8 protein-coding genes are annotated in these 7166 nt (G+C 73.4%); 5 read left to right on the top strand and 3 right to left on the bottom strand.

Annotation, left to right across the window (positions count from 1 at the left end; genetic code table 11):
- The 3 genes from ACFV5N_RS22275 to pdhA all read right to left on the bottom strand — a co-directional run.
- Nucleotides 1–413 (bottom strand): biotin/lipoyl-containing protein (locus tag ACFV5N_RS22275; protein ID WP_385602632.1); only part of this gene is annotated, 413 nt, incomplete at its 3' end.
- A 24-nt stretch (nt 414–437) separates the two neighbouring features.
- Nucleotides 438–1433, bottom strand: coding sequence for an alpha-ketoacid dehydrogenase subunit beta (locus ACFV5N_RS22280; protein WP_385602634.1), 996 nt, complete (start codon nt 1431–1433; stop codon nt 438–440).
- A 1-nt stretch (nt 1434) separates the two neighbouring features.
- On the bottom strand, nt 1435–2775 hold the full coding sequence (gene pdhA / locus ACFV5N_RS22285) for a pyruvate dehydrogenase (acetyl-transferring) E1 component subunit alpha (RefSeq protein ID WP_385602636.1): 1341 nt from the start codon (nt 2773–2775) through the stop codon (nt 1435–1437).
- 358 nt (nt 2776–3133) lie between these two features.
- On the opposite strand from pdhA, the gene ACFV5N_RS22290 reads away from it, so the two are divergent.
- The 5 genes from ACFV5N_RS22290 to ACFV5N_RS22310 all read left to right on the top strand — a co-directional run.
- A complete protein-coding gene (locus ACFV5N_RS22290) occupies nt 3134–3829 on the top strand; it encodes a response regulator (protein ID WP_385602639.1) in 696 nt (231 codons plus the stop codon).
- Nucleotides 3830–3881: 52 nt separating this feature from the next.
- The gene (locus ACFV5N_RS22295; RefSeq protein WP_385602641.1) at nt 3882–4271 is read left to right on the top strand and encodes a pyridoxamine 5'-phosphate oxidase family protein; all 390 of its coding nucleotides are present in this window, start codon (nt 3882–3884) and stop codon (nt 4269–4271) included.
- 64 nt (nt 4272–4335) lie between these two features.
- Nucleotides 4336–5097: an IclR family transcriptional regulator gene (locus ACFV5N_RS22300; RefSeq protein WP_385602644.1), complete on the top strand. Its 762-nt coding sequence runs from the start codon at nt 4336–4338 to the stop codon at nt 5095–5097.
- Nucleotides 5094–6296 carry a CaiB/BaiF CoA transferase family protein gene (locus ACFV5N_RS22305; protein WP_385602647.1) on the top strand — a complete coding sequence of 401 codons (1203 nt, stop codon included), beginning with the start codon at nt 5094–5096 and terminating at the stop codon, nt 6294–6296. The genes ACFV5N_RS22300 and ACFV5N_RS22305 overlap by 4 nt, the downstream gene beginning before the upstream one ends.
- The coding region (locus ACFV5N_RS22310) for a citryl-CoA lyase (protein WP_385602650.1) at nt 6293–7166 on the top strand (874 nt) is incomplete at its 3' end. The genes ACFV5N_RS22305 and ACFV5N_RS22310, both read left to right, overlap by 4 nt.

Here is a 7166-nt window from a genome sequence, read left to right on the forward strand (position 1 = left end):
CGCGGGCGGCGCTTGGTGGCGGCGGTGGAGACGGCGTAGCCGACCAGCACCGGCTGCCGGGCGGGGGGCTGCTCCGGCTCCGGTTCCCCGGCGGCCTCCGGTACCGGCTCGGCCGCCGCCGGAGCCGGGGCGGCCGGTGCCTCCTCCGGTTCACCGGGCGTGGTGTCCACCGTGATGATCGGCGCGCCGACATCCACGGTGTCGCCCTCCGCCCACAGCAGCTCGCGCACCGTCCCGTCGAAGGGGATGGGCAGTTCCACGGCGGCCTTGGCGGTCTCCACCTCGACCACCACCTGGCCGTCGCTCACGGTGTCACCCGGCTGAACATGCCACTTGAGGATCTCGGCCTCGGTGAGGCCCTCTCCCACGTCGGGCATCTTGAATTCGCGGTAGCGCTGGGTCGCAGCAGCCATCGTCACGACTCTCCTCAGCCTCTCTCAGTACGCCAGTGAGCGGTCGACGCTGTCGAGCACCCTGTCGAGCCCGGGAAGATACTCCTCCTCCAGGCGCGCCGGCGGGTACGGGGAGTGGAAACCGCCCACCCGCAGCACCGGGGCCTCCAGGTGGTAGAAGCACCGTTCCGATATGCGGGCGGCCACTTCCGCGCCCGCTCCGAAGAAGACGGGCGCCTCGTGCACCGTCACCAGCCGCCCGGTCTTCTCCACCGAGCGCTGCACGGTGTCGAAGTCGATGGGCGAGATCGACCGCAGGTCGATGACCTCGATCGACCGGCCCTCCTCCTGGGCGACGGCCGCCGCCTGGAGCGCGGTGCGCACGGTCGGCCCGTACCCCACCAGCGTCAGGTCCGATCCCGGCCGCACCACGCGCGCGCTGTGCAGCGGCCCCGGGATGCCCGCCTCGTTGACCTCGCCCTTGTCCCAGTAGCGGGATTTGGGCTCGAAGAAGATCACCGGGTCGTCGCACTCGATGGCCTGCCGCAGCATCCAGTACGCGTCGTCGGCGGTGGAGGGGGAGACGATCTTCAGCCCGGCGACGTGCGCGAACAGCGCCTCGGGCGACTCGCTGTGGTGCTCGACCGCGCCGATGCCGCCCGCGTACGGGATGCGGATGACGACCGGCACCTTGACCTTGCCCAGCGAGCGGGCGTGCATCTTGGCCAGCTGGGTGACGATCTGGTCGTAGGCGGGGAAGACGAAACCGTCGAACTGGATCTCGGCCACCGGCCGGTAGCCACGCAGCGCGAGGCCGATCGCGGTGCCGATGATCCCGGACTCGGCCAGCGGGGTGTCGATGACCCGCTCCTCGCCGAAGTCCTTCTGGAGGCCGTCGGTGACCCGGAAGACCCCGCCGAGCTTGCCGACGTCCTCGCCCATGACGAGGACCTTGGGGTCGGTCTCCATGGCGGTGCGCAGCGCGGAGTTGATGGCCTTGGCGATGGGCAGCCGGGGCGCGGCGTCGTGGGTGGGGGCCATGTCAGTTCTCCTCCTGCTCGAACGAGGCGAGGTACGCGGCGTACTGGGCGCGTTCCTCGTCGACCAGGGCGTGGCCGTCCGCGTACACGTGTTCGAAGATCGCCATGCTGTCCGGGTCCGGCATGGTACGGATCGTCTCCCGCACCCGGCGCCCCAGCGCGTCGCTCTCCTCCTCGACGGCCGCGTAGAACGCCTCGTCGGCCGCGCCGGCCGCGTCCAGGTGGCGCCGGAGCCGCAGGATCGGGTCCTTCGCCTCCCACTGGGCGAGTTCGTCGTCCGGCCGGTAGCGGGTGGGGTCGTCCGAGGTGGTGTGCGCGCCCATCCGGTAGGTGAACGCCTCGACCAGCATCGGACCCTGTCCGGAGCGGGCGCGCTCCACGGCGGCCCGGGTCACGGCGAGCACCGCGAGGACGTCGTTGCCGTCCACCCGCACGCCGGGGAAGCCGAAGCCGGCCGCGCGCTGGTAGAGGGGGACGCGGGTCTGCCGCTCGGTGGGCTCGGAGATGGCCCACTGGTTGTTCTGGCAGAAGAACACGATCGGCGCGTTGTACACGGCCGAGAAGGTGAACGCCTCCGCCACGTCGCCCTGGCTGGAGGCCCCGTCGCCGAAGTAGGCGATGACGGCGGAGTCGCCGCCGTCCTTGGCCACGCCCATCGCGTAGCCGGCGGCGTGCAGGGTCTGGGAGCCGATGACGATGGTGTAGAGGTGGAAGTTGTTGCTGTTCGGGTCCCAGCCGCCGTGGTTGACGCCCCGGAACATGCCCAGCAGCAGGGTGGGGTCGACGCCCCGGCACCAGGCGACGCCGTGCTCGCGGTAGGTGGGGAACACGTAGTCGCCGGGGTGCAGCGCGCGGCCCGAGCCGATCTGGGCGGCCTCCTGGCCGAGCAGCGACGGCCACAGGCCCAGCTCGCCCTGGCGCTGGAGGGAGGTGGCCTCGGCGTCGAAGCGGCGGGTGAGCACCATGTCGCGGTACAGGCCGCGCAGCTCGTCGGCGCCGATGTCCAGCGTGTAGTCGGGGTGCTCGACGCGCTCCCCCTCGGGGGTGAGCAGCTGTACCATCGCGGGCCGGTCCGCCGCCGCGGCGCCTCGTGCCGTGGCCGTTGCCGGGGCCGTCCGCGCGGCGGAGGTCTTCTGCGCCGCCTTCTTCGCCGTGGTCTTTTTCGCCGCTGTCTTCTTGGCCGTCGTCTTCTTGGCCGTCGTCTTCTTCGCGGCGGACTTCTGGGCGGTGGTCCTCTTCGCCCCGGCTTTCTTCGCCCCGGCCTTCTTCGTCGCGGTCTTCTGGGCGGCGGTGGCGGTCGCACGGCGCGGCGTGCCGCGTTCGGCGGTGCTCTCCACGGTCACTTGCTCCTCCGTCGGTCCGGCTCCCGGGGTCGTCCGGGCGGCCAGTGCGGGCCCGCCCGGCCCCGTACGGCGCACGGGGTCGGGTGCGGCGCGGACGGATCCGAGCGGTACTGGTTGTCCCGTCCGGCGGCCCGCTAGAAAGCACGGTACCCATAGTGCTCACAAGCAGCGAAACTGCCCCTGACCTGCGGATTTACCTGGAAATCAAAGTAAATCCCGAGGGGGTGGGGCGATCCGCCGGAAACACCGTGGTCACAGCCTCGCAAGCGCCTGGGACATCCGCACGTTATCCCCGCCACCCGGGGCAGCGGAAGGGTGATGCGCGGCGGCATTCGGGGAGCTGTGTGAGACTGACTCCGTGCCCGAAGACGGAAAAATCACCGTATTCCTGCTTGATGACCACGAAGTGGTCCGGCGCGGGGTGCACGAGCTGCTGTCGATGGAGCCCGACATCGAGGTCGTCGGCGAGGCCGGCACCGCCGCCGACGCCCTGGTGCGCATCCCGGCCACCCACCCCGATGTGGCGGTGCTCGACGTACGGCTCCCGGACGGCAGCGGGGTGGAGGTCTGCCGCGAGATCCGCTCCCGCGACGAGTCCGTCGCCGCCCTGATGCTCACCTCCTACGCGGACGACGAGGCGCTGTTCGACGCGATCATGGCGGGCGCCTCCGGCTACGTCCTCAAGGCCATCAGGGGAACGGAGCTGCTGACGGCGGTACGCGACGTGGCGGCCGGCAAGTCGCTCCTCGACCCGGTCGCCACCCAGCGGGTGCTGGACCGGCTGCGCGGCGGGCCGGCCGAGGAGGCGCCCGACGACCGGACGGCCCGGCTCACCGACCAGGAGCGGCGCATCCTGGACCTGATCGGCGAGGGGCTGACGAACCGGGCGATCGGCGAGCAGCTGCACCTGGCCGAGAAGACCATCAAGAACTACGTCTCCAGTCTGCTGTCCAAGCTCGGCATGGAACGCCGGTCGCAGGCCGCCGCGTTCGTCGCCCGCCGCCAGGCCGAACGCGAGCGCGAGGTCCGGCGCGGGGACCACGGCGCGCAATAGGGGCCGTTCGTCCCTTGTCCCCCACCCCGCCGGGCCGGGCAGGGTGGGGGACATGGATGCCCGCACGACCGCCGACCACCCGCTGGCCGAGGCCCTGCGGCTGCTGCCGCGCGCCCCGCACGGCCGGGCCGCCGCGACCCGGCACGCCCTGCCGCTCATCGTCCCCGCCTGCCACCGGCTGAGCGAGGACGGCAGGACGGTGCTGCTGCGCGTCGCGGGCGACTGCCTGGAGAGCGGGCGGCTCATCGACGGCACGGTGGTCGCCTACGAGACCAACAGCCGGGACGCGGGTGAGGACCTGCGCCCCTGGGGCGTCCAGCTGATCGGCACCGCCCACGCGCTGGTGCCCTCCCCCGCCGAACGCGCCGCCTTCCCGCCGGTGTCCACCGGGCGGCACTATCTGCGGCTCACCCCGACGCTGGCCACCGTCGTCCGCCACTGACCCCACGCTGTACCACCTGGTGGACCACTTGTGCCGAGCAGTGGTTCGGTGATGTGATGCCGCCATGCCGGAAGCCGACCCGGGCGGGGTCCGCAGCGTGCAACGCGCCGTCGACCTGCTCGCCCTCTACGACGCCGAACACCCCAGCCGCTCGGTGCGCGAACTCGTCACCGCCACCGGGCTCCCCAAATCCACCGTGGTCCGCCTCGTGCACACCCTCGAACAGTGCGGACTGCTGTGGAGCCGCGGCGACGGCCGCACCGTCCCCGGCCCCGGCCTGCTGCGCTGGGCCGAACTCGCCCGCACCACCTGGCAGCTGCCCGAGGAGGCCCTGGCCCGGCTGCGCGCGCTGAGCGAGGCCAGCGGCGGCGAGAGCGTCGGTCTGTACGTACGCCAGCGCGACGCCCGGGTGTGCGTGGCCCGCCACGAAGGCACCCGCTCCCTGCGCCATGTCGTGCACGTGGGCGCCGAGATGCCGCTGTGGGCCGGGGCCGCCGGGCACGTGCTGCTCTCCGGCTCCGACCGGGCCGCCGTCACCGCCGTCGCCGCCCAGGGCCCGGACCCCGAGGGGGCCGCGCTCCTGTGGGAGCGGGTACGGCGCGCGGCGGACCGCGGCTGGTCGGTCAGCCACGGCGAACGCGAGGCCGGCATCTCCGGCGCCGCCGCCCCCGTCTTCGACGCCGAAGGACGGCTGACCGCCGCCGTCGCCCTGGGCGGCCCCACCGTCCGCTTCACCGACGAGGCCGTCGCCGGCTTCGTCCCCGCCCTGCTGGACACCGCACGGGCGCTCACCGCCCTCGGCTCGATCGGAGGCACCGGCCGATGACCCCCCTCCTGGACGGCATCCGCGTCCTCGACCTCACCAATGTGCTGGCCGGACCGTTCGCCGGCTACCAGCTGGCGCTCCAGGGTGCCGACGTGATCAAGGTCGAACTGCCCGGCAGCGGCGACCTCGCCCGCCGCCTCGGCGCCGACCGCGCGCTCTCCGACGAACTGCTCGGCGCCTCCTTCCTCGCCCAGAACGGCGGCAAGCGCTCCCTCACCCTCAACCTCAAGGACCCCGAGGGCCGGGCCGCCCTGCTGCGCGCCGTGCGCGAGGCCGACGTCCTGCTGGAGAACTTCCGCCCCGGCGTCCTGGACCGGCTCGGCCTCGGCTGGGACACCCTGCGCGCCGAGAACCCGGGCCTGGTCTACTGCGCCATCTCCGGCTTCGGCCAGACCGGGCCGCTGCGCGACCGGCCCGCCTACGACCAGATCATCCAGGGCCTCAGCGGCATGATGAGCGTCACCGGCACCGCCGCCACCGCACCCCTGCGGGCCGGCTTCCCGGTCGCCGACACGCTGGGCGGCATGGCCGCCGCGTACGCCGTCACCGCCGCCCTGGTCCGGCGCGGGCGCACCGGCGAGGGCGCGTTCCTCGACGTGTCGATGCTGGAGGCCGCGCTCACCTCGCTCGGCTGGGTGACCTCCAACTACCTCATCACCGGGCAGGAACCGGTCCCGATGGGCAACGAGAACTTCACCGCCGCGCCCTCCGGCACCTTCCGCACCGGCGACGGCTACCTCAACATCGCCGCCAACCGGCAGGAGCAGTACACCACCCTGTGCCGGCTGACCGGCCGCGAGGAGCTGATCGAGGACGCCCGGTTCGCCCACCCCGCCGACCGCAAGACGCACCGCGAGGAACTGCGCACCGAACTGGAGGCGGCGCTCGCCGCCCGCCCGGCCGCCGAGTGGGAGGAGATCCTGTCCGCCGCCGGGGTCCCCGCCGCCCGGGTGCTGTCGGTGCCCGAGGTGCTGGAACTGGAACAGCTGGCGGCCCGCGACTTCGTCCACGACCTGCCCTTCCCCGACGGACGCGACCGCCCGCTGCGGGTACTCGGCGGCCCGCTCCGGGTGGACGGCGCGCCCCCGGAGCCCCCGGCCCGCCCGCCGCTGCTGGGCGAGCACACCGACGCGATCCTCGCCGAACTCGGCTACGGGGCGGCGGAGATCGCCGCGCTGCGGGAGCGGGGCGCGATATGAGCGGGAACAGCACCGAGAGGACGGGGGAGAACGTGCACGAGAGCACGGACCGGGACACGACCGAGGGCACCGGCCGGGGTGCGGACGACGGCCCCCCGGACACCATCGCGCGGAGCACGGTGACCGACTACTGGTCCACGGCGGTGAGCCGGATCCGCCCCGGCGAGATCCTGCTGCGCGGCTACCCGGTGGAGCAGCTCATCGGGCAGGTCACCTTCGCCGAACAGATCTGGCTGCTGCTCCGCGGCGACCTGCCCACCCCCGTCCAGGGCCGGCTGCTGGAGGCCGCCCTGGTGGCGGCCGTGGACCACGGCCCGCAGGCCCCGTCCATCGCCGCCGCCCGGATGGCGGCCACCTGCGGCGTCGGCCTCAACAGCGCGGTCGCCACCGGCACCGGACTGCTCGGTGACGTGCACGGCGGGGCCGGCCAGCAGTGCATGGAGGTGCTGGCGCGGATCACCGGCGGCGAGGACGCCCGCGCGATCGTCGCCGAGTACCGGGAGCGCCGCGCCTACCTGCCCGGGTTCGGGCACCGCTTCCACCCGTGCGACCCGCGCCGCGACCCGCTGCTGGACCTGGTGGCCCGGGCGGTGGACAGCGGCGAGGTCCCCGGGCGGGCGCTGGCCGCCGGGCTCGCCCTGGAGGAGGCGCTGGCGGAGGGCCGCAGCCGGCCGGTCCCGATGAACATCGACGGGGCCACCGCCATCATCTACGCCGAACTCGGCTTCCCGCCCGCCCTGGGCCGTGGCCTGTTCGTCCTCTCCCGCAGCGTCGGCATCCTGGCGCACGCCTGGGAGGAGACGGAGACCGGCACCCGTATCAAGGGCCCCCTCCCCCGCCCCCTGCTGGCCGGCTACCACGGCCCGGAAC

The organism is Streptomyces sp. NPDC059853 (genome assembly GCF_042731495.1).
Lineage (GTDB): Bacteria > Actinomycetota > Actinomycetes > Streptomycetales > Streptomycetaceae > Streptomyces.